The sequence below is a fragment of the Phycisphaerales bacterium genome (assembly GCA_020852515.1).
Taxonomy (GTDB): domain Bacteria; phylum Planctomycetota; class Phycisphaerae; order Phycisphaerales; family UBA5793; genus UBA5793.
The window spans coordinates 162,663-187,334 of the sequence record JADZAS010000023.1; the positions used below are offsets into that span (position 1 = coordinate 162,663).

General features: G+C 66.1%; 24 protein-coding genes. 7 read left to right on the forward strand and 17 right to left on the reverse strand.

Going from position 1 to position 24,672, the window contains the following annotated elements:
- The first annotated feature begins 5 nt into the window (after positions 1-5).
- Both dnaB and IT430_15705 read left to right on the forward strand, forming a co-directional pair.
- The gene (gene dnaB / locus IT430_15700; GenBank protein MCC6909384.1) at positions 6-1,556 is read left to right on the forward strand and encodes a replicative DNA helicase; all 1,551 of its coding nucleotides are present in this window, start codon (positions 6-8) and stop codon (positions 1,554-1,556) included.
- 86 nt (positions 1,557-1,642) lie between these two features.
- Positions 1,643-1,951 (forward strand): hypothetical protein, encoded by a 309-nt coding sequence (locus tag IT430_15705; protein ID MCC6909385.1) that lies wholly within the window; start codon positions 1,643-1,645, stop codon positions 1,949-1,951.
- Between the two features lie 72 nt (positions 1,952-2,023).
- Here IT430_15705 and IT430_15710 read toward each other — a convergent pair whose 3' ends face one another.
- From IT430_15710 to IT430_15720, 3 genes are all read right to left on the reverse strand, one after another.
- Positions 2,024-2,941 carry a hypothetical protein gene (locus tag IT430_15710; GenBank protein ID MCC6909386.1) on the reverse strand — a complete coding sequence of 306 codons (918 nt, stop codon included), beginning with the start codon at positions 2,939-2,941 and terminating at the stop codon, positions 2,024-2,026.
- A gap of 165 nt (positions 2,942-3,106) precedes the next feature.
- Positions 3,107-4,030 carry a hypothetical protein gene (locus tag IT430_15715; GenBank protein ID MCC6909387.1) on the reverse strand — a complete coding sequence of 308 codons (924 nt, stop codon included), beginning with the start codon at positions 4,028-4,030 and terminating at the stop codon, positions 3,107-3,109.
- Between the two features lie 244 nt (positions 4,031-4,274).
- Complete coding sequence (locus IT430_15720; GenBank protein MCC6909388.1) at positions 4,275-5,207, reverse strand: hypothetical protein; 933 nt, start codon at positions 5,205-5,207, stop codon at positions 4,275-4,277.
- Between the two features lie 168 nt (positions 5,208-5,375).
- Here IT430_15720 and IT430_15725 point away from each other — a divergent pair, with 168 nt between their 5' ends.
- From IT430_15725 to gndA, 3 genes are all read left to right on the forward strand, one after another.
- Positions 5,376-6,158 (forward strand): TatD family hydrolase, encoded by a 783-nt coding sequence (locus IT430_15725; GenBank protein MCC6909389.1) that lies wholly within the window; start codon positions 5,376-5,378, stop codon positions 6,156-6,158.
- A 104-nt stretch (positions 6,159-6,262) separates the two neighbouring features.
- Positions 6,263-8,950: a hypothetical protein gene (locus tag IT430_15730; protein ID MCC6909390.1), complete on the forward strand. Its 2,688-nt coding sequence runs from the start codon at positions 6,263-6,265 to the stop codon at positions 8,948-8,950.
- A gap of 79 nt (positions 8,951-9,029) precedes the next feature.
- Positions 9,030-10,544, forward strand: a complete 1,515-nt coding sequence (gene gndA, locus IT430_15735) for an NADP-dependent phosphogluconate dehydrogenase (GenBank protein ID MCC6909391.1) — start codon at positions 9,030-9,032, stop codon at positions 10,542-10,544.
- Positions 10,545-10,557: 13 nt separating this feature from the next.
- Here the strand turns inward: gndA and IT430_15740 are convergent, their stop codons facing one another.
- From IT430_15740 to IT430_15805, 14 genes are all read right to left on the reverse strand, one after another.
- Positions 10,558-11,103, reverse strand: coding sequence for a hypothetical protein (locus tag IT430_15740; protein ID MCC6909392.1), 546 nt, complete (start codon positions 11,101-11,103; stop codon positions 10,558-10,560).
- Entirely contained in the window at positions 11,100-11,693 is a 594-nt protein-coding gene (locus IT430_15745; GenBank protein ID MCC6909393.1) for a hypothetical protein, read from the reverse strand. The genes IT430_15740 and IT430_15745 overlap by 4 nt, the downstream gene beginning before the upstream one ends.
- Positions 11,690-13,378 (reverse strand): hypothetical protein, encoded by a 1,689-nt coding sequence (locus IT430_15750; GenBank protein MCC6909394.1) that lies wholly within the window; start codon positions 13,376-13,378, stop codon positions 11,690-11,692. The genes IT430_15745 and IT430_15750 overlap by 4 nt, the downstream gene beginning before the upstream one ends.
- A gap of 148 nt (positions 13,379-13,526) precedes the next feature.
- Entirely contained in the window at positions 13,527-15,038 is a 1,512-nt protein-coding gene (locus tag IT430_15755; protein MCC6909395.1) for a right-handed parallel beta-helix repeat-containing protein, read from the reverse strand.
- A gap of 19 nt (positions 15,039-15,057) precedes the next feature.
- The gene (locus IT430_15760) at positions 15,058-15,462 is read right to left on the reverse strand and encodes a hypothetical protein (GenBank protein ID MCC6909396.1); all 405 of its coding nucleotides are present in this window, start codon (positions 15,460-15,462) and stop codon (positions 15,058-15,060) included.
- The gene (locus IT430_15765) at positions 15,459-15,992 is read right to left on the reverse strand and encodes a type II secretion system protein (GenBank protein MCC6909397.1); all 534 of its coding nucleotides are present in this window, start codon (positions 15,990-15,992) and stop codon (positions 15,459-15,461) included. Before IT430_15765 ends, IT430_15760 begins: the two co-directional genes overlap by 4 nt.
- The gene (locus tag IT430_15770) at positions 15,989-16,423 is read right to left on the reverse strand and encodes a type II secretion system protein (GenBank protein MCC6909398.1); all 435 of its coding nucleotides are present in this window, start codon (positions 16,421-16,423) and stop codon (positions 15,989-15,991) included. The genes IT430_15765 and IT430_15770 overlap by 4 nt, the downstream gene beginning before the upstream one ends.
- A 41-nt stretch (positions 16,424-16,464) precedes the next feature.
- The gene (locus IT430_15775; GenBank protein ID MCC6909399.1) at positions 16,465-17,007 is read right to left on the reverse strand and encodes a GspH/FimT family protein; all 543 of its coding nucleotides are present in this window, start codon (positions 17,005-17,007) and stop codon (positions 16,465-16,467) included.
- Positions 17,008-17,011: 4 nt separating this feature from the next.
- On the reverse strand, positions 17,012-17,473 hold the full coding sequence (locus IT430_15780) for a type II secretion system protein (protein ID MCC6909400.1): 462 nt from the start codon (positions 17,471-17,473) through the stop codon (positions 17,012-17,014).
- 45 nt (positions 17,474-17,518) lie between these two features.
- The gene (locus tag IT430_15785) at positions 17,519-18,721 is read right to left on the reverse strand and encodes a type II secretion system F family protein (protein MCC6909401.1); all 1,203 of its coding nucleotides are present in this window, start codon (positions 18,719-18,721) and stop codon (positions 17,519-17,521) included.
- The gene (locus tag IT430_15790; protein MCC6909402.1) at positions 18,718-20,403 is read right to left on the reverse strand and encodes a type II/IV secretion system protein; all 1,686 of its coding nucleotides are present in this window, start codon (positions 20,401-20,403) and stop codon (positions 18,718-18,720) included. Before IT430_15790 ends, IT430_15785 begins: the two co-directional genes overlap by 4 nt.
- Positions 20,400-20,894, reverse strand: a complete 495-nt coding sequence (locus tag IT430_15795) for a hypothetical protein (GenBank protein ID MCC6909403.1) — start codon at positions 20,892-20,894, stop codon at positions 20,400-20,402. The genes IT430_15790 and IT430_15795 overlap by 4 nt, the downstream gene beginning before the upstream one ends.
- A gap of 163 nt (positions 20,895-21,057) precedes the next feature.
- Positions 21,058-21,726: a CoA transferase subunit B gene (locus IT430_15800; protein MCC6909404.1), complete on the reverse strand. Its 669-nt coding sequence runs from the start codon at positions 21,724-21,726 to the stop codon at positions 21,058-21,060.
- Positions 21,727-21,742: 16 nt separating this feature from the next.
- Positions 21,743-22,447, reverse strand: a complete 705-nt coding sequence (locus IT430_15805; GenBank protein MCC6909405.1) for a CoA transferase subunit A — start codon at positions 22,445-22,447, stop codon at positions 21,743-21,745.
- 76 nt (positions 22,448-22,523) lie between these two features.
- Between IT430_15805 and IT430_15810 the strand changes: the two genes are divergently transcribed.
- Positions 22,524-23,327 carry a hypothetical protein gene (locus tag IT430_15810; GenBank protein MCC6909406.1) on the forward strand — a complete coding sequence of 268 codons (804 nt, stop codon included), beginning with the start codon at positions 22,524-22,526 and terminating at the stop codon, positions 23,325-23,327.
- A gap of 42 nt (positions 23,328-23,369) precedes the next feature.
- Positions 23,370-24,671, forward strand: coding sequence for an aminotransferase class V-fold PLP-dependent enzyme (locus IT430_15815; protein ID MCC6909407.1), 1,302 nt, complete (start codon positions 23,370-23,372; stop codon positions 24,669-24,671).
- Position 24,672 lies beyond the last annotated feature (1 nt).

Genomic DNA, 24,672 nt, shown 5'->3' on the forward strand with positions numbered 1-24,672 from the left:
CCGGTATGATCAGCCCCTCCGATCGCATGACCCAGTCGCCTCCGAATCCCGCCTCAGCTCCTTCCGCCTCTGCCCCGTCGAGCCGCTCCGGCCGCCGGCGCGAACGGGCGAGCGTCGAATTGGGCGCCCTGTTCGATCGCTTGCCGCCGCACTCGGTCGAAACCGAGATGGCGCTGCTGGGCTCGATGATCCTCGATCCGAAAGTGATCGGCGATGTCATTCTGACGGTCAAGTCGCCTGACGACTTCTACCGGCCGGCTCACGGCGCCATCTTCGCCTCGCTGGTCGAGTTGTACGACCGGCACGCGGCGGGCGATCTCACCCTGCTGCACCAGCGGCTCGAGGAGAAGGGCGTGCTGGCGGACATCGGCGGCGTGGAGTACCTGCTGCAACTGGCCGAGAGCGTGCCCGCCGCGGTCAACGCCCCCTACTACGCCAAAGTCGTCGCCGAGAAGTCCCTCGTACGCCGGCTCATCGGCGCGGCCGGGGAAATCCTGCACGCCGCGTACATGGAAGGCGGAGAGGTGCGCGATGTGCTCGACGCCGCGCAGCGCTCCATCTTCGACGTCGTGCTCCAGTTTGATCACGAAGGGACGCGCTCGCTCAGTTCGCTGCTCGAAGAGACGCTCAAGGCCATCGAGTCGCGCGAGCAGGGACACATCACCGGCCTGGCAACGCACTTTCGCGAACTCGACGAGATGACCTCGGGCCTGCAGCCCGGCGAGATGGTCATCGTCGCCGCGAGGCCTTCGATGGGAAAGACCTCGTTTGCGCTCAACGTCGCCGAAAACATCGCGCTGATGGGCACTCCCGTGGGCGTGTTCAGCCTCGAAATGGGCAAGCAGCAACTCGCCGAGCGCCTGCTTTCATCGCGGAGCGAAGTCGATTCGCACAAACTGCGGCGCAACATGATCAGCAAGCACGACTACCACCGCATCGCGACCGCGGTGGGACAGTTGAGCGAGGCGCCGATCTTCATCGACGATACGCCGGGGCTGAGCGTGCTCGAACTCCGGGCCAAGGCGCGGCGGATGGTGGCCAAGCACGCGGTGAAGCTCATCGTGGTGGACTACCTCCAGTTGATGATGGGATCCACGCGCGAATCGCGCCAGCAGGAAGTGGCGGAGATTAGCCGGGGCGTCAAGTCGCTGGCGCGCGAGTTGAGCGTTCCCGTCATCTGCCTGAGCCAGTTAAACCGCGCCGCCGAGAATCGCGAAGACCACAGGCCGCGGATGGCAGACCTGCGCGAGTCGGGCTCGATCGAGCAGGACGCCGACGTGGTGATGATGCTCCACCGCGAGGACTACTACAACCAGAGCAAGCCGGACTTCGAGCCGACCAATATCGCCGAACTCATCATCGCCAAGCAGCGAAACGGGCCGACCGGCACCGTCCGCCTGACATGGGTGGGCAGCAGCATGAAGTTCAAGGACTTCTCGCCGATGATGCCGCCCGTGGAGTCGATGCGCCCTTCGCGACCGGCCTACAGCCCGGCGGCGCCGCCTCGTGCGTCAGCCGCTCCGCCGGCTGACCTCGACGACGGCATTCCTATCTGAATCAGCCGCGCCGGGACATTATCGGGCCTCCCGGGCCGATTTTTCAGCCCGATCCGAACCGCCAGGGCCACCGGCGGCGGCTGTAAGTGAAGCGCCCACCATACGTTGCCGATCTTGAAGCGAGACAGTCCATCCGGACGATGAATCACTTCAAGGAGTGCGATGCGATGGTTTATCCAAACCTGAGGCTCACCGAGACGTGCAGCCCGAATGATGAGATGACCTTCGAGCCACTGCCGTTCCGACTGGTCGGCGATCTGCTCCACCCCCCAGCGGATTCGGCCGATGACACCGCCGACGAAGTGCTGCGGACCATCGATCGCCTGAGCATGACCCTGGACAGCTTCCGGCGGCAACTCGATGAATTCGAGGACGATCCGCGGCCGGCAGCGTAAATCAACCAAGCCAATGGCAATGAAGCGGCAGCCTCATCCCCTCAGATGAGGCTGCCTGCTTTGCGCGCGCGTTCAGGGGATCGCCGCGACGTTGCTCGTCGAGCACGGGTTGCCGTTCACCACAATCAGCTGCAGATAACCGCCGCACGCGGCGGGCCCCGCGTTGCCGTTCACCGAACCGCTGCCGCTGCCGGTGCTCACCGTGCGCACCAGCTGAATCTGGCTCGCTCCCAGGCCCAGCACCGTGCCGGCGCACGGCCCGCCCGGCACGACGAACGCGCCGGTGCTGCGGGCGTAGACGATCCCCATCTGCCGGTTGGGCGTTGCGCCGCTCCAGGCAATGGCAATCGATCCCGGACACTGGCCGGTGAGAGTCAGCGCCGGCCCCGATGAACAGGGCGTGACCTCAAACATCATCCGCGCGGCAATGGTGTCGGTGTTGTTGCCGAAGATCGAAGAGTTCCATGCGCGGGTCGAATCCGGCAACCCGTACGTCGTCGAGATGGCGATGCCAAGCGAACACCCGCTGAGGTCGATCTGGACCAGCAGATTCCCGCTGGCGGGTTCGTAGCAGAATGGCGTCGTGAACGGCAGCCGCATGGAAAAGTGATCCGGCCCCTGCGAATCGACAATGCCGCGGAACGACGGCGCGTTGAGCACCGTGGTAAGCGAGCCGCGCACGTTGCTGGGCAGATCGGGCGAGAGCCCGCCGGGCGCCTTGTCGGTGTAGCCCAGTCGCACGACCAGATTGCTGATGGTGTAGTCCTCGCCGTTGTAGAACGAATCGGGCGCGAATGAGAATGAGTGGATGTTGATCGGAGCAGACCCGAACTGGCCGGCCGCGAAGACCTGCTGGTACGCGCACGGCGGAGTCCAGAACGGGATGCCGTTCCAGCCGCCGTGCGGATGATTTGGATAAACCTGCCCCAGAGTCGATGATGCAACGACAAGCGAGGCCGCAGCCGCGCTCAAGCCAGTGATGCGACACATGTAAATCACACTCCCGTCAGACAATGTGTTTGCCGCTGCGCTGTGAGCGAACGCCCGGCTGCAGCGGTCACACAATCGTATTTGCCGCGCCCTTCCTCCGCGGCTGGCCACAACGGATTCAGGTCCGATCAGGGTGCTTTTCTCGCACCCCGGCCGGGCGGATTGTTACGGCAAATGAGCCGTGTTGCTCACCGTACAGGGAGTGCCGTCCACCACCACCAGTTGCAGATACCCGCCGCACGCGGCGGGCCCCACGTTGCCGTTCACCGAACCGCTGCCGCTGCCGGTGCTCACCGTGCGCACCAGCTGAATCTGGCTCGTGCCCAGTCCCAGTGCCGTGCCGGCGCACGGCCCGCCCGGCACGACGAACGCGCCGGTGTTGCGAGCGTAGACGATCCCCATCTGCCGATTGGGCGTTGCGCCGCTCCAGGCGGCGTTCAGGACGCCGGGGCACTGGCCGCTCAGTTGCAGGACCGGCCCGCCTCCGCAGGGCGTGATCTCGAAGAGCATGCGGGTGGCAACCTCGTCGACGCCATTGCCGAACATGAACGAGTTCCAGGCTCGCGAAGCGTCGGGCATGCCGTAGCTGTACGACGTGGCGATGGGGATGAACGTGTTCACGCTGTAGAACTCAACGAGCAGGTTTCCGTTGCTCGGGTCGTAGCAGAACGGCGAATCGAAGGAAAACTTGAACGAGAAGTATTCGCTCCCGCCGTACTCGACGACGCCGCGCATTTCGAGCATGTTGAACACCTCCGGCATCGGCCCGCTCGGGTTGGTCAAGAGGTCTGACGAGAGTTCGCCCGGCTGTTTGTCGGTGTATCCGATGTGGATGCGCACCTGGTCGAAGATGTAGTCTTCGCCGTTGTAGGTTGCCGCCGGCGCAAACGCGAGCGAGTGGATCTCGATCGGCGCAGAGCCGAACTGCGCCGCCGCGAAGACCTGCTGGTAGGTGCATTCATCGACCCAGAAAGGAAGGGCGTTCCACCCGCGGTGAGGCTGGGCCGGGTAGACCTGGGCGATGGCGGACGGGACGATCGACGCAGCGGCAATCCCTGCCGCAGCGGCCAGTGTGGAAATGCGAGCCATGATGGCCCTCCCTGTAGATGTCGTTCGCGAGGCGGTGATGCACAACTCGCTTCACAGCCGAACTGGACTCGGAAGATACTACATCGAGAGGTGTCGCTGCCCTTGGCGATCCACGCCGCAGAGCACCATTTCAGGGTGACTTTCTCGTGGGTCGGAGTAACTGCGAACGAACGCAAGCAGCCCCGAGCGTGAGCCCGGGGCTGCCTGCAATTGACGATTAGCGGCCGTGCGAATGCGATTGAAGTTACGGCAGCTGCACGACGTTGCTCGTCGAGCACGGACTGCCATCCACGACAACGAGCTGGATGTAGCCGCCGCACGCGCCCGTTCCGGCGTTGCCGTTGACCGAACCGCTGCCACTGCCGGTGTTCACCGTGGTTACGAGTTGGAGCTGGTTCGAGCCAAGCCCGAGCTGCGTTCCCGCGCAGGCTCCGCCGGGCACGACGAAGCTGCCGGTGTTCAGCGCGAACGCGATTCCAAGCGGCCGGTTGGGAGTCGCGTTGGCCCAGTGCACACCGATGGAACCCGGGCACGAGCCTGACAGTCGAAGCGTGACGCCACCGCCCGAGCAGGGAGCCAGTTCGAACAGCATACGCTGAGCAACGCCATCCGCGTTGTTCCCGAAGCGCGGCGAGTTCCATGCGCGCGAAGCGTCCGGCACGCCCGCGCACCGGCTTGTCGAGACGTCAACCGTCGAGTTGGTCGCGCGGATCTCGATCAGCAGGTTTCCTTCATTCGGGTTGTAGCACCATGGCGTGTCGAACCGGAAGACCAGCGAGAAGTCCTCGGTTCCGCCGGACTGAAGTTGCTGCGAGAAGCCCGGCGCGCTGAGTACCTGCGTGAGACTTCCTCGGGGATTGTCCGGCAGGTTGGCGGAAAGACCTCCGGGCGACCGGTCGGTGTAACCCAGACTGATCACGAGCTCGCTGTAGACGACGGTCTGGCCGTTCACGCCAGGATTCGGCGCGAATCCCAACGAGCGGATCTCCACCGGGTCGGTCCCGAATTGCGCCGCGGCATAGACCTGGTGATAGGTGATCGGCCCGTTGTTGATGCCAAGAGGAATGAAGTTGTAATTGGCGTGCGCCTGATTTGGGAAGACCTGAGCCATTGCAGCCGGTGCGGCTGACAAAAGACTCACACTGATGATGCCACTTGCCACCTTGAGCCACGTCATGATCTCTTCTCCTTTCGACTTAGCCCGCGGCGCGAACTTCCACGAAAAGCCGCAAGTGCCGGGGCTTCGGAACCAGTATACCAGAACGCGGTTTCCCCTGCAAGGGGCTTGGGCGGCCCCTGAGCCCGATCCAGAGAGCCTGGCGTCCCGGAACCGTAAACTCCAGCCATGATCGACACCCACTGCCACCTTACGTTCCCGCAATACGCCGGGCGGGTCGAAGCGGTTTTACAGGCAGCCGCGCACCGAGGCGTGGTTGGCGCCATCACCGTCTCGACCACGACCGCCAACGCGGCCGATTGCCTCGCCCTGGCTCGGCGCTTCGCAAGCGTCTGGTGTTCGGCCGGCGTGCATCCGCTCCACAGCGATGAGCCGGCGGACTGGCCCACCATGCTCGCCGCAGCCCGGGATGAGCGGTGCGTCGCATTCGGCGAACTCGGCCTCGACAAACACTACGACCATCCGCCGCTCGACGTCCAGCGCCGCATCCTTGCTGAACAACTCGATGTGATCGGATCGAGCGGCCTGGACCTGCCGATCATCGTGCACTGCCGCGAAGCGTTTGACGAACTGCTGCCGACGTTTCGCGCCAGCGGCCTCGCCGGCAGTCGCTTCGTCTTCCACTGCTTCACCGGCGGGCCCGACGAGGCGCGCGCAGTGCTCGACTTTGGCGCGATGATCAGTTACACCGGCATCGTCACATTCAAGAACGCCGGAGCGATCCAGCAGGCCGCGAAGATCACGCCTGGCGACCGCCTCATGATCGAAACCGATGCTCCGTTCCTCACGCCCGAGCCGCATCGCAAGATCTACCCCAACGAGCCGCAGTACGCTGCGGACACGGCCCGGTTCGTGGCTGAATTGCGCGGCCAGTCATGGGAGGATTTTCACGCCGCGATCAACGCGAACACGGCCCGATTTTTTCGCATTCCGCCCGAAGCGTGCGCCTGATCGACCGGATTGGCCCCCGATCACGTATAATCCGGCAGCGGCAGCCAATTCGTGGCCGATCTTGATCTCCAATGGACAGGCAGCGTTCTCAACTTCAACGACTCATGTCACGCACGCAGCGGCGCTTGCTGCTGGCCGATGCGGTGCGCCGCAGCGGGCTGTGGCTGTCGGTCAGCGCCGCAGCGGCACTGCTGCTCACGCTCGCCGATCGATTCCTGAACCTGGGCGCGCCGGTCTGGCTGATCGCGCTGCTGGCGCTGAGTGGGCTGCCGATTGCGTGCGTCGTTGCCGGGCGCCGACGCGCTGCGAGCCTGGAAGCCGCCATTATTCTTGATGGGGACCTTGGCCTCAAGGATCGGCTGGGCACGGCGATATCGCTCGAGTCGCTCACCTCGGCCGATCATGACAACCCGATGCGCCGCTGGGTGGAGCAGGACGCCCAGAGCCTGGCTTCGCGGCTTGATCCGCGCGCGGTCGCGCGGATCGAGTGGCCGCTGTCCTGGGGAGCGGCGGCGCTGGGCGCTGTTGCATGCGCACTGCTGCTGTGGCTGGTCGAGCCGCGCAACGTCCTGGCGGGCCCCGGGCCCACGGCCGAGCAGCTCGCATCACGCGATGCGCGGCAGAAGGCAGCCGAGGCGCTGCGCGAGCGGGCCGACCACTTGCGCGGGCGCACGGCCGATGATCCACTGGCCCTCAGCGACGCCAACGCCACCGCCCGCGAGCAGGCGCTGAACACATTCGACCGGCTCGCCAGGCAACTCGATGCGCCGGTCGAAGCCGAGTCGTCTGAATCACGATCCGGCGCCTCGGGCGATCGCGATGCCGAGATCGCTTCGGCGGCGCGCGAAGCCATGGAACTGGCCGACCGACTCGATCGGCAGTCGCAGATCGCCGAGCAGGCCCGGCAGCGCGCCTCGGAGCGGCTGGCGGGCCTCCCTGAGCCCGTCGATCCCGGCGCCGCTGATGAATTCACCGATGCGCTGCGCCAAGGCGACATGGCGGCAGCTGCAAAGTGGCTCGATGAACTCGATCAACGACTTAAGGACGCGCCGCCCGAGCAGCGCGAGGCGCTGGCCGAGTCGCTGAGGCAGTCGGCAGAGCAGATCAGCGAGTCGGCGCAGCAGGAGCGCATTGATCCCGCCGGAGAGTCGCCCGAGCAGACGCTCGAAGACCTCGGCCTGCCGCCCGAACAGATCGAGCAGTGGAAGCAGGACCCTCCGTCCGTCGATGAGATTCGGCGCGAGTTGCAGAATCAGGGCCGCGATCCCATTGATGCGCAGCAACTCGCGGAGCAGGCGCAGCGCGAACTGGCAGAGCAGGCAGCCGAGCAGCGGGCGCGTGAACAACTTGAAGAAACGGCCCGGCGGCTTTCTGATCTCGCGGACTCCGTCGAGAATCCGCCGCCGCCCGCTGATCGGTCGCAAGGCAATGAAGCAGGTCCGCGCCCCGATCCCGGCGAGAATGCCGACTCGCCGCAGCCTCCCCCGGGTCGTGAAGGGGAGAACGAGTCCAGGCCCGCCGGCGAGGAGCCGAAACAGGGCGACCCAAACAACCCCAGCACTGAGCAGGGCAACCGGCCACCGACGCAGGAAGGCCAGTCCCAGCCCGGGCAGTCGCCGCCCACCAGCGAGAAGACTGATCCTGAGGAACAGGCCGAAAGCGGCCAGCCGGCCGAGTCGGGCGAGCCACCTGAGCCCGGCAAGTCGACCCTGCCTGGTGAGAAGACTCAACCCGCTGAGAAGACCAAACCGGGCGAGAAGACCGAACCGGGCGAGAAGACCCAGCCGGGTGAGAAGACCAAACCGGGTGAGAAGACCCAACCGGGCGAGCAGGAGCCGTCGGAGACCGGCGAACCGGGCGAGTCGCCCCAGCCGACGCCGGGAACCCAGCCGGGCGAGCTCCCTCAGCCCAAGCCCACCGAGACGGGGCCGGGAGAGACCACACCGACCCCCGAGGAGGAAATCGAACCGGACGGCAAGCCTCGCCCTGAGCCATCCGGCACCGGGGAGCCTCAGCCAGCCGGCGAGCCCCGGCCAGGGGAAGAGGGACAGCCTGCGGCGGGCGATGGCGCGGCGGGCCAGCCACAGCCGGGGCAGGGTCGTTCACAGCCGCAGGGCCAGCCTCCCGGCGGGCCAGGCAGCCGCGTCGATCCCGCGCTCACTCCCGGCTCTCAGGGTGGCCCCGACGAGCTGGCGCCATCAACCGGGTCCGGCACCGGAGAACAGCCCGGATCGGTCGCCGATCGCGTCAAGCACCTGCGCGATGCGCTCGAGCGGATTGACGAGGCGCCCGGCACCGGTCCGAGCGACCAGGAGATCTCGCAGGAGATGAAGGACGCCGCCCGGGAACTGCTTGAGCAGATGTCGCCCGAAGAGCGCCAGGAACTGGAGCGTTGGGCCGCTGAGAAGGCCAGGCAGAACGGCGATGGCCTCGGCAGCACCGCCGACGGCTCGCCCAAGTCGCTCCTGGAGCGCACGCTGCCAACTCGAGCCGTGCAGAATCCTCGCCTCTTCGACTACGACACGCAGGACATGGACCTTTCGAAGCCGGACAGGCCCGTGAACGACCGCGTCATCGCCGAGATGTTCGGTCCGGATCACGAGCGGCCCGAGGGCGCGATTGATCGCCAGCCGATGGACTCGGCGCCGATGCGCGAAGCGGCGCAGGCCATCGAGCGCGCCCTCAACGAAGAAGCGATCCCGCCGCGCTATCGCGAGTTGATTCGCAACTGGGCTCGCCGCCTGCCCCGGCCGGATGCGCCGCCGTCGTCCGGCACGTCGCCCGATCAATAACGACGCGCTGCTCGCCGCGCTGCTGCCGCCGACTAGACTCCCCTTTCGGCGCCTTCAGCGCCGGGTGGAGGCGCAGGGCATGGGCAGCGAAAAGGCGGACATCGGACTCATCGGCCTGGGCACCATGGGCCAGAACCTCGTGCTCAACATGGCCGACCACGGCTTTCACGTCGCCGTCTACAACCGCACCACCGAAGTGATGGATGAGTTCGTGGGCGTGCACGGCGACACGCCCGGCGGGCTCACCGGTTGCCGCACACTGGGCGAGTTCGTCGCGGCCCTCAAGCCGCCGCGCATCGCTGTGCTGCTCGTCCCGGCGGGCAAGCCGGTTGACTCGGTCACCGAGCAGCTGATCGGCGCCGGAGTGGGCAAGGACGACCTGATCGTCGATGCCGGCAACTCGCTCTGGACCGACACGATCCGGCGCGAACGCGACTACGCCGACCGGCTCAAGTTCTTCGGCTCGGGTGTCAGCGGCGGCTCGGAAGGCGCGCGCTTCGGCCCGTCGCTCATGGCCGGCGGAGACGCGAAATCCTGGCAGCGCCTCAAGCCCATCTGGGAGGCTATCGCCGCGAAGGTTGATCCGAAGACCGGCCGGCCGCTCGAAGGTGCATCGCCGGGCAGGCCGGTCAAGGGCGGCGAGGCGTGCGCGGCGTACATCGGCCCCGACGGCGCCGGCCACTACGTCAAGATGGTCCACAACGGCATCGAGTACGCCGACATGCAACTGATCTGCGAAGCGTACTGGCTGCTGAGCACGCTGCTGGACATGTCGCCGCCCGAGATCGGCGATGTGTTCGCGAAGTGGAATCGGGGCGACCTCGACAGTTATCTCATTGAGATCACGGCCGATATCCTGCACCAGAGCGACCCGCAGAAGAATGATGCATGGTTCGTCGATTCCGTCCTCGATACCGCCGGCCAGAAAGGTACGGGCAAGTGGACGAGCGTGAACGCGCTCGACATGGGCGTACCGGCCGCGACGATCACTGAGGCCGTGTTTGCGCGGATCATCAGTTCTCTCAAAGACGAGCGCGTCGGCGCCGCCAAGAAGATCAAAGCTCCGGCGCCGCTGAGCCGCCGCGCCATCGGCTCGCGGCAGATGCTCGTGGATGCCGTGCGCCAGGCGCTGTACTGCTCGAAGATCTGCGCGTACGCGCAGGGGTTTCAGTTGATGCGGCAGGCGCAGTTGGAGTATCGCTGGAGCCTGGACTTTGCAACGATCGCGCGCATCTGGCGGGGCGGCTGCATCATCCGCGCCCGATTCCTCCAGCGCATTGCCTCGGCGTACGAGGAAGACGCGAACCTGCCCAATCTCCTCCTCGACCGGACGTTTCGGCGGCAGATCAATGCTGGCCAGGGGGCCTGGCGCAAAGTCGTCGCGTTGGCGGCGACGGGCGGAGTGCCGTGCCCGGCGTTCATGTCGGCGCTGGCGTACTACGACTCCTACCGCTCCAGGCGGCTGCCGGCCAATCTGCTCCAGGCCCAGCGGGACTACTTCGGCGCCCACAGCTACGAACGCGTTGATCAGCCGCGCGGCCAGTTCTTTCATCTCGACTGGTCAAATCCGGACCGGCCGCAGCAGCGGGTGTAGAGCTCGCGAACAGCTACATCGAGCCGGCGCGCAATTGGTGTTCGCGGCCATCGTCGTGGCGCAGCAGGACGCTCAGGCTCCTGGCGTCGATCGACTCGATTCGCCAGCCTTCGCCGAGGTCATCGCCGACCTGGTGAACCTGCCCGTCGATGACGGCGATCGGCGGCCGCCCGTTCATGATGCCGTTCAGGACAAAGCTCGGCAGCGCAGGAGGCGCCGGTTCGACGACTGGCGCTTCGATCGGCGGCAGTTCAGGCTCACGCACGTTTGGCGCATAAAAGGGACTGCTCACGCTCACGGCGGCGTGCTCACGCAACTCCCTCGCCCGCGCAGCCGCTTCGGTCTCGACTGCGGAGAGTTGCAGCCGCGGTTCGACGGTCGGGGGCGCCGGCGCCGCGGCCGCCGCGTCGAGCGAGGCTTCGTCTGACTGCTCCATTTCCTCGGCGCGTGTTGAGAGCGGCCCGAGACCGGCCACTTTGGCCAGCGCGACGATGAGCACCGGCAGAGTCAGCGAAGCGATGCTCGCCAGTCGCCGGCCCGCAGTGATGTTGACTCTCATGGCGTCCCCTCCCGCGCCGAAGCCATGCCCTGCCGATTCGCCGCATCGACGAGCGCTTCAGGAATGACGATGCGCACCGACTCGATGCTCACGGTCAGCGTAAGATGATTCGGCTCGCCGGCCATGGCCGGAACCAGGCGGATTGACTCCACCCGGTGGAGCGCGGATGCAGTCTCGATCGCGTCGACAAAGGTCACCGCAGCCCCGAACGGTCCCGTCGCCACGAGCGTCCAGCTCGACGACTCGAATCGATCGCCGGCGACGTGCGGGGCATTCGGCGTGATCGATTCGACCTGCAAGCCCGCGCCGCGTGCGAGACCGAGCAGCCGGTCGTAGGCGACCGCGGGATCGCCGCTCGCGGCATTGGCCGCGGTTACCGATTCCATGACCTCCACCGGCTCGCGAAATGGAACTGCGCTCGCTGTCGCAGGCGTCATGTGCCCGCTCTCGACAAGCGCCTCGCACTCGCGCTCTAGAGATCTGAGGCGCTCCATGCGGGGCATGGAGAAGTTCATGAATGCCGCGATCAGCACAGCCGCCACGACGGCACTGGCTGGGAGGATTCTTCTGACGCTGGTGCGGCGCTTCATGGCTGCGGCTCCCGCCCGGCGTCAACCAGTCGCGCTGCCGGGGCCTCACATCCTCTGCGCAGTGTGATCTTCGCCTGAAAGCGCCGTGCCGCCTCGCCGTCGAGTTCACTTCGCAGGGTGGAGCCAAGCACGACCGACTCGATGAGCGGACTGCGTCTGAGGCGCGCGATGAATTCGGCAAGCGATTCGTCCGGGGCGCTTCCGGTGGCGTACGCCTCAATGGCCAGGTCCGGCGCCGGTGCGGCCGGTCCGGTGAGAGCATCGAGTGGCGTGTTGGCGCTCTCCAGCCTCGTAAGGCGAATCTCAACGGGAGCGGCAAGAGCGACTTCACGCAGCACTGCGCCATAGTCCGGCGAAAGCAGCGCCGCCGCCGTCCATGAGTTCTCGAGTTGCGCCCAGCCTGCCTCGCGAGCCCGGCGGCGGTTGAATTCATGCTGGCGCGCCGCCGCATCGTCGATTTGATCGCTGAGCGACACCAGCCGTTCGCTCGATTCCTGAATCCGCAGATCCAGCCGCCTCGCGTCAAGCGCAATCAGCGCCAGCCCGGCGGCGAGTCCGAGCCACACGCGCCGATTGAACCTTTGTGCCGCGTGAAGTGAAATGGAGGCAGCGGGAAGCAGATTCGGGCCCCGCTCGGTGGCGCGAAGGCACTGCTCGCGGCTGAGTCCGCAGGAAAGCAGCGCGGCCTGATCCTCGCCGCCCGGGTCGAAGATCTCCACCGGACACTCCAGCGCGCCGCCCAGAATGGTCGCGAGGCCGGCGATGCCCGCGCCTCGACCGCAAAGATGGATCGCCAATTCGCGCCGCTGTGCCTCCGTGAGACCGAACCGCAGCGACTGCTTCAACTCCACAATCACGCGCTGCAGCACGGGCTGGAGCAGCGGCAGCACGTGCCGGCCGTGGAGATCGGTGGATTCATCCAGAACCAGATCGCGATCGGGCACGCCGTGCTTGAGGAGCATCGCGCGAGCATCATCCAAAGCAAGCGAAAACTCGCCCCGCGCACCATTGATGCAGATCGGCCGGGTCAGCACGTCCGCGAGCGCCCCAACACCAAAGCGGATCGGTCGAAACAGGCACAGGTGCTGCTGCTGCACGACCACCAGCCAGGACTGTGCCTCCCCGACATGCAGCCAGCCGCGCGTGGGGCCGCGATGCACCAGCGCCGGCCGGACGGTGCTCATGATGGCCGCGGCGTCAACAGGCGTGATCCGCTCAGGCAGCAGTCCGAGGGATTCGATCAGGTCAGCGACCGCCTGCACGCATTCATCGCGATCCGCCGCGGCGATGAGGTGGCGGCGAGGCGGATTGGCCGAGGCGTCGCAGCCGATCTCGCACGCATCCGCCACCGCGGCGTCCTCAGCGCAGCCGAGCGCTCCCAGGGCCGCGAGGCGCGCCGCAGCCAGCGAGTGGCGGTTGCGCGTCGTCGTCACGCTGGTCAGTTGCGATGTGCAGCCGGGACTCTCGTAGAGCACGATCGCAGCCGCAGAATTGTTGCGCCCTTCGCGCAGCATCGGCCCCAGGCGCATCGACAGTGCGCGAACCGCCGGGGCCCATTCGCGAGGTTCGGCGGGCAGATCGACCGCCAGTTCGACGCGCTCGGCGCTGCGCCCGTGGCCGAGCCAGACCTGCACCTGTCTGGCGCCGATGATGAAAATAATCGGTTGACTGGAGAGCCGGAGCACCCGATCTGCCTCCATATCCGTCCGGTTCTGCTGCTGAAACGCCGTGACAGCACGCGCCGACGATCCGAACGCGGCGCGCTTCTAACCTATCGGCGCTCGGCGTGCATGACTTGGTTCGGGTCCGCCGGTTCACCGCCGATAACTCAATTCACGGCTGCAACCGCTCGATTTCCCGCCACTGGACCAGGTGGAGGCGCCGCACACCGTCCTGGTCAGGGTCGTACTCGCACGCTCCGAGGTCCGGCTGTGCGTCGCCGTCGCCGTCTCCATCCAGCGGCCGCATGCTTGCGTTCAGATCGCTCAGCACGCCAGCAGCGCCCCGGCCGGCGTCGATGGCCGGCGAGCCGCGCTGAAGACGAAAGTCGCCCGCCGCAGCCGCCGCAAACATCGGATCGGCGTCAGCCACGTGTCCGAGAATCGACGCCTCGCTCCCGCCCTGCAGCAGGTTCCCGGCGACCTCAAATGTCAGCAGGCCGGAGATTTCCATGCTTGAGCCGCGCGGCGGCGCTGCCAGAGCGAACCGGCTGTACACGACGACGTTGTCGCTGACGAGCATCTCGCCCCGCCTGGCTGAGGCTCTGATGCCCAGCCAGCAGCCCGCGAGCGTGTTGTTGGCAACCACGCCCGAACAGCCCTCGCCTTCGACGCGCAAGTCAATTCCCGTTGAGCAATCGCTGCCGACGTTGTTGAGAACGTGAGCGACCGCTCCCTCACCGACGACATGAACGTCGATGCCGACATGCTTCTCTCCGTGGCGATGGCGCGATCCCTGCTTCGACGCAGCGAAGCCCGATGCAAGATAGTCCGCTCCAGTGATGGTGAAGCGGTTGGCTTCGACGATGACGGTCTCGCCAGGATCCGAGCGGCGGCGCTTGTGGTGTCCCCACTTGTGGCCGCGGTCAGGCGGTTCGGGGCGAGGGTCGTGGCGGTCGTCATCGTCTCGGTCGTATCCGTCTCGCGCATTGTCTCGGCCGCGAGCATCGTTCTCACGATGCGCTTCGCGCTCGACATCGTCTTCCTTATCGTGATGGCGCTCGTCGGCCCGCTTTGGCTTTGCGCGGCTCTCGGCTCTGACCACGATGCTCGAACCGGACTGAGCATCGCGAAGGAACAGATTACCGGCAATGATGAGTTCATCGCAGTCGGTCGCTTCTACGCCGGCTTCACGCAGCGCATGAAACATGCAGGCCTCAACACTCACGCCGCTTGCCTGGGAGATCAACACGCCCCGCTGTGACTGGCCGCGGAACGTGAAGCCACTGATGAGCCAGTCGTCTCGATCGGTGAGGCGGATGCCGCATTCGCGCACACCATCGCCTTCAATGACTACGGCGCCGGCCTCGTCGCCGGTCTCACTGCCATGTAAATCAGCCACAAGAGCGTTGGGGGATTCGGCCGTGCCGCTTGCCGCCGCCGCCCCGGCGCCGCTGCCGATGCGCACCTGCTCGTAGTAGACGCCCGGACCGACGATGACCGAGTCGCCCGAACGCGTGCACAGCGACACGGCGCGCTGAATTGACCGCAGCGCGGCATCAGGATCGAGCCCGCTGTTGCGATCGCTGCCGCCCTGCCGCACGTAAAACGTGCGACCGTCGGCATGCACCGCCGCTGACAGCGCGCCGCACAGGAGGACCGTTGCCAGAATGATCACGCAGCGCATTGCGAGTCCTCCATGCGGTTCAGTCGGAGACGATCAGCTGCATCACGCGCGATGCGTTGCCGCAAACGCCTTCACTGGTGATGATCGTGGCATCGGCGCCGGCGGTGACGGTGACGTGAAACCGCGCGAGACCGAGGGCCGGATCGTTGGCCGCTTCGCCGTCGTCCGACACACCGCCGACCGTGCCGTCGCCGTCTTCATCACGCCCGATCGTGATTTCGCGCAGAGCCATCTGCGCGCCCGCTTCGGCTGCGTAGAAAGCGCGAACGGTGTCGAGGCGGTCGATGCCGATGCCCTGCTCGCTGGTGCTGTTCATGAGCAGCGAGGCGATGGCCAGTTCGAGAATGAGCAGCAGCACAATCACCGCGGCCAGTACGCTGCCGCGCCGCGTCGCTTGACCATGACCCAGCGGCGCGCGTTTCACTGCGAGTCTCCCGTCATCGCAGCGCGAATGAACACGCGAGTCTGCAGCGACTCGGTCATGCCCTGCCTGGTGAGGCTGAGCCGCACCGCGATGCGCTGGATTCTGGCGAGATCATCATCGGCAACGCGCCCGCCGAGAAGCAGCGAGCGGTTCGAGTCGTCCCGGAAGTCGAAGGCGAAATCAGATACTCCCGTGCACAGAGCATCTTCATTCGTGCCGTCGGTGTTGAGTAAGAGTGTCCCGCCGACGAGCCGCAGCGATTTCGAATCGGCCCACTGCAGTTTGGTCGCGCCGGCGCTGCGGATGTCCGCGTTCGGTTGATTGTCCTCGGGTGCGGCATCGATCTCACGGATCTCGCGGACGATTCGATCGAGCGCCACGCTCGCCTCACTGTGCAGCGCCAGCCGCACGCTTGTGTCCGTAAACGACGCCACGGCCGTGAGAATAAGCGACGACGCAGCGCTGCCGACCAGTCCGAGAATCACGATCACCGCGATGACCTCGACCAGACTGAACCCGCGGCGCCTCATGGGTGTGTCTCCGTGAGCACAGTCGCGACCTCGAAGCACTGAGGCCGGCGCCTGGAGTCCAGCCAGGTCACGGTGACAGTCACCGTCTTGCAGCCGCGTCCGGCGGTCTGTAGATCAGGAGCGGTTTCGACGATGCGCACCTGCCGCGCAAACGCGGGGCTCGCGTCGGTCTCCGGCTCGGCGAAGTAGTTGGCCTCTACGACGTAGTCGTAGCCGCGGGCGGCACTTTGCCGATCGGCGAGAATGTCCTCGAGCCGCTCCGTGGCCAGCCAGCGGGCCTGAGAGAAGCGCATCGGATCGATGCGGTCCACGCTGGCCTGGCGCAGCGCCAGCAGCATCGGCGGGATCGCCAGTGCCAGAATGACCAGCGCCGCGATGGTCTCGATGAGCGTGAAGGCGCGGCCGTGAGGTTGGGCGGTGGTCCGCATCATCTGGAACGTCCCTGTCCCGCTGTGCGTGGTGAACCGTCGAGTTACTGGATGCGCTGCACCAGCCCGGTGCGCGCCGTGATGCGGACGGTGTGACCGCCCGAGAGCGTGATGGTGCCGTCGGAGGCAAGCAGCGCTTCATCCGCTCCGAGCGGCCGCCCCCGGCTGTCGAATCCCACTTCCGACCGGCCGGCGATGTCAACGGCGGCCACCGAAGCGCCGCGCCACTCGCCCTGGTTCAGAGCGACCACGAAGGGCTTGCCCGTCGCCTCGTCGATGATGGGCTGGCGGTTGGCGCGGCCGGGCGCCGCGGCATCCTCGATGAACAGTGCGTACTGCTGTGCATCGGCGTCGATGACCACCCACGTGCGCACGCCGCGCGCCACAGCGCGCTGGCGGGCCAGTTGCACATCGCGCAGCAGGCGCGACGCCGCAGCCGCCTGCCGCGTCGCCCCAACGTTGCTCAGCGTCGGAACAACCACGGCGCTGATGATCGCCAGCAGCACGAGCACGGCGAGCAGTTCCATCAGCGTGAAGCCGCCGACCCGCAAGCCGGATCGGCCCAGGTTCGTTCCCGTCAGGGGCATAGCGTTACCAGGTGTTCTCGCCCAACGTGTCGGTGTTGGCCCAGAACTTACCAGTCGCTTCGTCGTAACACCAGCCGCGGTTCCCGGAAACAGGCGGATTGCTCGCGTCCCACGTGGCGGCGAGGATGCGGCTGTCGTTGTTGTACGGGTTCTCGGGGATGGCTTCCTGCATCACCGTGCCGGCCGTGCGCAACTGCGCGATGGTGGGATAGACCGGCGTGCCGTTCACGGCCGAGTTGCTGTAAAAACTGGCGATGGCGCTGCGCACGCCGCCGAGGGCGCCGCGGCAGGCGGATTCCTTCGCCTTGGCCGAGTAATCAAAGAACCTCGGCAGCGCCACGCCCGACAGGATCGCCAGCACCACGATGACGGCGATGAGTTCGATCAAGGTGAAGGCGCGGCGAGTTGTGCGTCCGATCCGGTTCGAGTCCATGTTCTCAACCTCCGATTGCCAGTTCAGTTCCATTCCACCACTTCGAGAGCGGCCGCACCACGACGCAGCCGCGAAGAGTCATCCAAGAAGCGCCATCGAGTTCCACATCGGCAGGAAGATGGCCAGCGCCAGTCCAAGCACCATCGCAGCCAGCGCGACGACGACCACCGGTTCGATGAGCGTGGCCATGTTGCGCGTGATGTACGAAACCTCCCGGTCATAGTGCCGCGCGATGATGCGGCACATGTTGGGCAGTTCGGCGGACTGCTCTCCGGCGGAGATGAGCCGCCGCGCGAAACCAGAGATATACGGGCAGTCCTGTAACACTTCAGCGAGCCTTCCTCCCTGCGAAACCTGCGTGGCCAGGCGCCGCGCGTCGAGCAGCAGCAGCGGCCGGCCCGCGGCGCGGCCGCCCATCTCCAGGCAGTCCATCAACGGCAGGCCGCTGGAAATCGAAAGGCCGAAGACGTGGGCAAACCGCGCCAGCGCCGCCGACTGCAGCGCGCTGCGCACGATCGGCAGCCGGTGCACGCATCGGTCCAGAAACAGGCTGCCATGAGCCGTGCCGGAGATGCGGCGGACAATGGCAACTGCGGCGACGATTCCACCGGCAATGATCCACCAGTATGACGTAGCCGAATCGCTGATGCCGATAACGATCCGCGTCGGCAGCGGCAGATCGATGCCTCGCGATTCAAACATCGCCACAAACCGCGGTACGACGAAAATCATCAGGAACGTCATCGCCGCGACCAGCGCCGTCAGGACGCACACCGGGTACATCAGCGCCGAGCGCAGGCTGGCGCGGGTCTCCACTTCCCGGTCGAGCATCTCTGCGAGGTGGGCGAGGATGCGCACAAGGTTGCCGCTCTTTTCCGCCGCGCTGATGGTCTCTACGTACACGTCGCCCAGGACGTGGCGATAGCCGCTCATTGCCGCCGTGACAGTGCTGCCTGAGGCAATGCCAGCGGCAATGTCTTCGATCATCATCGCCAGCGCCGCGTTGGACTCTTCGCGCGCGATCGACCGCAGGCCGTCGGCGATCGGGATGCGCGCCTCGATGAGCACGGAGAACTGGTAGGTGAACTGGCTCACGTCGCGCAGCGTGATTCGCCGCGCGCCTCGGCGGCCGCGCCGCCGCTGCTCGCGCACCGAGACCGGCGTCAGACCGGTCGAGACGACCCGCCGATAGGCCTCGTCCCACGTGCTGGCGGCCATCACGCCCGAGCGCGCCTGGCCGCGCGGATCCAGCGCCTTGTACTCGTATGTGCCCGCGGTCATGCCGACATCCTCCGCGGCGCAGCGGCGCCGGCGTAGGCCGTCTGATCGACCATCACCATCCGAGCGACTTCATCAATGGTCGTCAGCCCCATGCGGGCCTTGTCGAGCCCATCCTGCCACATGAGCCGCGCGCCCTCGCGCATGGCGACGCGACGGATCTCGTCGGTGGAGGACCCGCCGGCGACTGCTTCCTGCAGCGGCGCGCTGAATCGGATCAGTTCATACAGCCCGATGCGGCCCTGATAGCCGCTCTGCAGGCAGCGCGGGCAGCCTTGTCCCCTCCGCAGACCCCGCACATCATGCAGATCGAATTGCGCAACGTGAAACGGCGCCGGGTCGTCAGGCGCCGCGCACTGTTCGCAGACACGTCGCACCAGCCGCTGGGCCAGGACGCCCGACACGGCCGAGTTGATCACAAACGGCGGCAGGCCGAAATCCGTCAGGCGCGCTATAGCGCCGGCGGCGTCATTCGTGTGCAGCGTCGAAAGCACGAGATGCCCGGTGAGCGACGCCTGCAGCGCGATTGCCGCCGTCTCTTCGTCGCGTATTTCGCCCACGAGAACGACATCGGGATCCTGCCGCAACACCGATCGCAGCGTGGAGGCAAACGTCAGTCCGATCTCCGGATTCACCTGCACCTGGCGCACGAGCGGCACGCGAATTTCAACCGGGTCTTCGATGGTGATGATGTTGAGCTGCAGCGTGTTGATTCGGGAAATGGCGCTGTAGAGCGTGGTCGTCTTGCCGCTGCCCGTCGGACCGGTGACCAGGAGCATGCCGTGCGGCTGAGCGAGGATCTGCTCGAGTTGCCCGGCGGTGGTCGGGTCGATGCCCAGTTCGGCGAAGGTGAGAATCGTGCTGCCGGCGTTGAGGATGCGAATGACCGCGTTTTCGCCGGTCACGGTCGGCATAACGCTGAGTCGAACATCCACGCGCCGCTCGCCATGCACGAAACGGAATTTACCATCCTGCGGCCGGCGCGTCTGCGTGACGTCGAGACCCGCCATGACCTTGAGCCGCTGGACGATCTTGCTGTGCATGCTCAGCGGCGGCCCCTGCCTCTTGTGGAGCACGCCGTCAATGCGGTAGCGGATGTGCATCTCGCCCTGATCAGGGTTGACGTGAACGTCCGAAGCGCCGCTGCGGATCGCATCTGCGAGCAACGTGTTGACGGCGAGCACGATCGGCCCGGTCTCGCCCTCCTCCACTTCGACTTCGCCGCCTGTGCGATCCTCGGCCTCGACTCCCGTCAGCGCGTAGGCGCGCTCGATAAGGTCGCGCAGCGCCTTGGGCTCGCACAGAATCGGATCGACCTCGCGGCGGACCAGTTGGCGCACCTGGTCGAGCGCCTGCAGATTGAGCGGATCTTCGATCCCCAAAGCCACGACGTCATCGATGACAAACAGCGGAATGCACAGGTGCTGGCGCGCCAGAGCACGGGGAATGAGGCGGCAGTTGGAGAGGTTGATCTCGAATTGCGAGAGATCGGCATAGGGCGCTTCGCAGATCTGCGCCTTGGTCATGGCGATTCGATCGGCCGGCAGAAGCGCCAGCGTTTCGATGGCCTCGTCGAGCGTGCAGTCGGCCTCGCCGGCCAGAGCCGCGGCCTGACTGAGTTGAGCGCGGCTGAGAAGGCCCTCTTCAACGAGCGCTTTGCCGAGGAATTCAGCCGACTCGTTCATGGCCGATTCTCCGGTTCGTCGGGCACTCCAGCGGAGAGGACCTGAGCGGCCCGAGACCGCAAGGTCTCGGAGATGCGGTCCATCATCGCCGTCAGCGCCTCGTCAAGATGCGCATCGGCAGCCTCGAAACTCGATCCGATGAAGTACGACGGGATGCGGCTCGTGAGATCGACGCGGCGAATCCTCACCGCGTGCTCAAACGCCACGCAGCGCGGCGAGTGGGTATCCATCTGTCCCGTCGTCTTGATTGGTTCGAGGATGCGGATGGTGCCGCGCAGCATGCGCGGCAGGAACAGCGGAGACTGAAAGCCGATGCCGCCCGCTCCGATGTCGGAGACGGTCATGCGAATGGTGTGGGCGTCGATCACCGCCGCATGCCGGGCGGAGAAAATCACCTGGGCGCGGTCTGCGGGCGCAACTTCAAACTCGCCCTCGAGCACGACCTCGTTCCGCTCGAACTGCCGGATTGTAAGATCTGCCCGCCCGGCCATTGCGCCGCACCTCTTCGGGGCGCACCGCGCGCGAATTGGGCGCGATCCACCCTGGCGGGCTATCGGCCATCGGAAGCGGCTGGTTCAGGCCCGGGCCCGGCGCCGCCGGCGCAAGTTCCCCCCGATCCGGCACAGGCGCAACGCCTGCATTATCGGTGCAGGCCTACACGGCCACGGGCTTGAGTTCAGGCGACCACCAGATCTCCGCCGAGGTCGCCTGCTCAACCTGCTGGCGCGTCACGTCGGGGGCGATCTCGGTCACTTCAAACCGCTTTAAGCCGTCGCGCACCCTGCGGTGCATCACGCACAGGTCGGTGATGATCATATCGATGCAGTCCTTGCCGGTCAGCGGAAGCGTGCACTGCGGGATGATCTTGGGCTCGCCCTTCTTGGTGGTGTGCTCCATGGTGACGACGACGCGCTTTACGCCGGCGACGAGATCCATCGCTCCGCCGACGCCCTTGACCATCTTTCCGGGAACCATCCAGTTGGCAATATCGCCATCCTGGCTGATCTCCATGGCGCCGAGGATGGCCATGTCGATGTGTCCGCCGCGGATCATCGCGAACGAGGTCGCGCCATCGAAGAACGACGCGCCGGCGACGGCGGTTACCGTCTGCTTGCCCGCGTTGATGAGATCGGCATCGACTTCATCCTCGTGGGGAAAGCGGCCCATGCCCAGCAGACCGTTTTCGGATTGGAGCCACACCTGCATGCCGGCCGGCACGTGGTTGGCCACGAGCGTGGGCATGCCGATGCCGAGGTTGACGTAGAAGCCGTCGTGCAGTTCCCCGGCGGCCCGCCTGGTGATCTGGTCGCGTGTCAGAGGCATGTCCAACTCCGGTGATTCAGGTGGAGCGCGGCGTAGTGGTCCGCTGCTCAATGCGCTTTTCGCTGCTGGTCTTTACAATGCGATCGACGAAGATGCCCGGCGTGTGCACCGCATCCGGATCGATGGAGCCGGCCGGGACGATCTCCTCAACCTCGGCCACGGTGGTCTTGCCCGCCATGGCCATCATGGGATTGAAGTTTCGCGCGGTCTTCCGGAAAATGAGGTTGCCGACCGTGTCGGCCTTCCACGCCTTGACGAGCGAGACATCCGCCTTGAGCCAGCGCTCCATGACGTAGGTGTGCCCGTCGAAGTCATGATGCTCCTTGCCTTCAGCGAGCGGGGTGCCGACCGCGGTGCGCGTGTAGAAGGCCGGGATGCCCGCTCCGCCGGCGCGGATGCGCTCGGCGAACGTGCCCTGGGGCACGAACTCGATCTCGAGTTCGCCGGAGAGAAACTGCCGCGCGAATTCGTCGTTCTCGCCGACGTAGGTCGAGACCATCTTGCGAATCTGCCGCGTCTGCAGCAGCAGGCCCAAGCCCCAGTCGTCGATGCCGGCATTGTTCGAGATCGCGGTGATGCCCTTGGTGCCGCTGTCGCGCAGGGCGAGAATGAGCCGCTCGGGGATTCCGCAGAGGCCAAAGCCGCCGACCATCACGGTCATGCCATCGTGGAGCAGGCCCTCGAGCGCGGCGGCGGGTGTCGCATAGACTTTGTTGATCATGGCGAGATCATCGTAGGCCCAAGCCGCGCCGCGACCATGCCCGGATTTCGCCCCCACTGCCGCTACCGGAGCCCGCATGACCAGCGCCGCCGTCACCTACACCAACTACCTCAAAGTCGATGAACTGCTCGCCTGCCAGCGCTGCCGATCGGCCGACGAGAACGGCCGGCCCGAGCACGACGAGATGCTCTTCATCATCATCCACCAGGTCTACGAACTCTGGTTCAAGCAGGTGCTCCACGAACTCGATTTCCTCCAGACGCGCCTGCAGGCCAACGACGCGCCGGCGGCACTGCACACGTTCAAGCGCATCCTGACGATTCTCAAAACGCTGGTGGGCCAGGTGGACATCCTGGAGACGATGACGCCGCTCTCGTTCAACTCGTTTCGAGGGCGCCTTGAGAGCGCCAGCGGGTTTCAGTCCGCGCAGTTCCGCGAAGTGGAGTTCCTGCTGGGCCACCGCCAGCCGCACGCCATCAGCGCCCAGGCGGAGGGCAGCGACGCGCGGCAACGGCTTGAGCGGCGGATGCGCGAGCCCGCCCTCTTCGACTCGTTCCTGCGCTTCCTCGTCGCCAATGGATTCGACGTGCCCGGCGAGCTGCTGGAGCGCGATGTGACGCAGCGGTGGGAGCCGAGCGAGACCCTGCAGCAGACGCTCGTCAAGGTCTACCGCACCTGCCCGCTGTGCGCACAGGTGTGCGAACGCCTCGTCGATCTGGATGAGGGGCTGCAGGAGTGGCGCTACCGCCACGTGAAGATGGTCGAACGCACCATCGGCTCCAAACCGGGCACGGGTGGCTCGGCCGGCGCGGAGTACCTCAAACAGACGCTTTTTCGCCCGCTGTTCCCCGATCTGTGGGCGATCCGGATCCACCTGTAGATAGAGGGCCGCGCGATGATTGAAAGCGGTGCGAAGACGCAGGTGAGTGACGGGAGAGCGGGGCCGAAGATTGCCGGAGCGCTCAGGCCCGAAGACCTCTACGCCGACGACAACGCGCTGGCGCCGCACTACTCGCAGTTTGACGTCGCCAACCGCCTGCTGCTCACGGGCCACTCGCACCAGGCGTGGCCGGATGTCTCGCTCGAGGGGCAGATCGAGGCGTGGCGGGACGCGGCCACGTACGTCGATGACAAGTGGCCCCGTGCCTTCGAAAAAATGAATCGCTACAAGCGCGGCCTGATGGAGCGGCTTGGCGACCGCGACGGCTGCTATGCCTTCGCATCGAGCACGCATGACCTGCTCGTGCGGCTGCTCTCGGCGCTGCCGCTGCGCGACCGGCCGCGCATCGTCACCACCGACGGCGAATACCACAGCGCCCGGCGCCAGTTGGATCGGCTCGCCGAGGTGCCACCGCTGCAGATCGTGCGGATCCCATCGCGGCCCAGCGCCGATATCGCCTGGAGGCTGGCTGAGGCCGTCAATGACCAGACCGCTCTGGTCATGGTTTCCCACGTGCTGTTTCGCACCGGACAGATCGTGCCTGGACTCCACGACGTCGCGCTAGCGTGCCAGCGTGCCGGTGCGGCGCTGCTGGTCGATATGTACCACAGCGTCAACGTCGTCGATGCCTTGCAGCACTTCGATCTCGTGGGGAGCGCAACCGATCGCAGTGGCGCCCGGGGGCCGCTGGCGCCATCGCTCCTGGAAGGTCTCGAGCACGCCTTCATCCTCGGCGGTGGCTACAAGTACCTCCAGTGCGGCGAGGGCAATTGCTTCCTCCGCTTCCCGCCCGACTGTGCGCTTCGGCCGGTGATCACCGGCTGGTATGCCGAGTTCGACGCGATCGCCGATCGCGCGCACCCGGGCCGCGTGGCGTTTTCCAACGGCGACAGCCGCTTTGCCGGCGCGACCTACGACCCGACGAGTCACTACCGCGCCGCGCGTGTGCTTGACTTCTTCGACGCCATGCATCTCACCCCGCAACGGCTCCGCGAGGTGAGCCAGCACCAGGTGGGTCTGCTCGCCGAGCGCTTCGACGCACTCGATGCTGATCCGGCCATCATCTCGCGCGACCGCTCGATTGCGCTGGCGCGACTGGGCGGATTTCTGGCCCTTGATTCGCCGCGCGCTGCAGAGATCTGCTCGCTGCTTCGGCAGCGCGGCATGTTCACGGATCATCGCGACGGCGTGCTGCGCCTGGGACCGGCGCCGTACCTCTCCGACCGGCAACTCATCGCCGCCATCGACGCGCTGGGCGAAGCCGTGGATGTACTTGCGCGCTAAG

Bases quoted from the DNA above. Each gene is read 5' to 3' on its own strand.
- dnaB (MCC6909384.1), top strand. From the start codon at position 6: ATGATCAGCCCCTCCGATCGCATGACCCAGTCGCCTCCGAATCCCGCC.
- IT430_15710 (MCC6909386.1), bottom strand. From the start codon at position 2,941: ATGTGTCGCATCACTGGCTTGAGCGCGGCTGCGGCCTCGCTTGTCGTT.
- IT430_15715 (MCC6909387.1), bottom strand. From the start codon at position 4,030: ATGGCTCGCATTTCCACACTGGCCGCTGCGGCAGGGATTGCCGCTGCG.
- IT430_15720 (MCC6909388.1), bottom strand. From the start codon at position 5,207: ATGACGTGGCTCAAGGTGGCAAGTGGCATCATCAGTGTGAGTCTTTTG.
- IT430_15725 (MCC6909389.1), top strand. From the start codon at position 5,376: ATGATCGACACCCACTGCCACCTTACGTTCCCGCAATACGCCGGGCGG.
- IT430_15730 (MCC6909390.1), top strand. From the start codon at position 6,263: ATGTCACGCACGCAGCGGCGCTTGCTGCTGGCCGATGCGGTGCGCCGC.
- gndA (MCC6909391.1), top strand. From the start codon at position 9,030: ATGGGCAGCGAAAAGGCGGACATCGGACTCATCGGCCTGGGCACCATG.
- IT430_15740 (MCC6909392.1), bottom strand. From the start codon at position 11,103: ATGAGAGTCAACATCACTGCGGGCCGGCGACTGGCGAGCATCGCTTCG.
- IT430_15745 (MCC6909393.1), bottom strand. From the start codon at position 11,693: ATGAAGCGCCGCACCAGCGTCAGAAGAATCCTCCCAGCCAGTGCCGTC.
- IT430_15755 (MCC6909395.1), bottom strand. From the start codon at position 15,038: ATGCGCTGCGTGATCATTCTGGCAACGGTCCTCCTGTGCGGCGCGCTG.
- IT430_15765 (MCC6909397.1), bottom strand. From the start codon at position 15,992: ATGAGGCGCCGCGGGTTCAGTCTGGTCGAGGTCATCGCGGTGATCGTG.
- IT430_15770 (MCC6909398.1), bottom strand. From the start codon at position 16,423: ATGATGCGGACCACCGCCCAACCTCACGGCCGCGCCTTCACGCTCATC.
- IT430_15775 (MCC6909399.1), bottom strand. From the start codon at position 17,007: ATGCCCCTGACGGGAACGAACCTGGGCCGATCCGGCTTGCGGGTCGGC.
- IT430_15780 (MCC6909400.1), bottom strand. From the start codon at position 17,473: ATGGAACTGAACTGGCAATCGGAGGTTGAGAACATGGACTCGAACCGG.
- IT430_15785 (MCC6909401.1), bottom strand. From the start codon at position 18,721: ATGACCGCGGGCACATACGAGTACAAGGCGCTGGATCCGCGCGGCCAG.
- IT430_15790 (MCC6909402.1), bottom strand. From the start codon at position 20,403: ATGAACGAGTCGGCTGAATTCCTCGGCAAAGCGCTCGTTGAAGAGGGC.
- IT430_15795 (MCC6909403.1), bottom strand. From the start codon at position 20,894: ATGGCCGGGCGGGCAGATCTTACAATCCGGCAGTTCGAGCGGAACGAG.
- IT430_15800 (MCC6909404.1), bottom strand. From the start codon at position 21,726: ATGCCTCTGACACGCGACCAGATCACCAGGCGGGCCGCCGGGGAACTG.
- IT430_15805 (MCC6909405.1), bottom strand. From the start codon at position 22,447: ATGATCAACAAAGTCTATGCGACACCCGCCGCCGCGCTCGAGGGCCTG.
- IT430_15810 (MCC6909406.1), top strand. From the start codon at position 22,524: ATGACCAGCGCCGCCGTCACCTACACCAACTACCTCAAAGTCGATGAA.